The 240-nt window shown below is 65.4% G+C and carries 1 protein-coding gene; it reads left to right on the top strand.

The genetic code is table 11. The features are described 5' to 3' along the window. Positions 1–240, top strand: a 240-nt coding sequence (locus SB717_RS39170; protein ID WP_410908685.1) for a YceD family protein, incomplete at both ends; no start/stop codon positions are given.

The following is a 240-nucleotide window of genomic DNA, read 5'->3' on the forward strand; positions in this document are numbered from 1 at the left end:
CGAGACCGAAGGTCAGTGTGTCCGCTGCCTGGAGCCCGTCACCGGCACCGCGAGCGTGTACCTCACCGAACTGTTCGCCTATCCGGACAGCGTCACCGACGAGACCACCGATGCCGACGAGATGCACCGGATCGTCGACGACAAGCTCGATCTGGAACAGGCGATCATCGACGCGGTTGCGCTCGATCTGCCGGCCACACCGTTGTGCAGCGACGACTGCCCGGGGCTGTGCCCCGAATG

Origin of the sequence: Priestia sp. SIMBA_032, assembly GCF_046535215.1 — a bacterium.
GTDB lineage: Bacteria > Bacillota > Bacilli > Bacillales > Bacillaceae_H > Priestia > Priestia aryabhattai.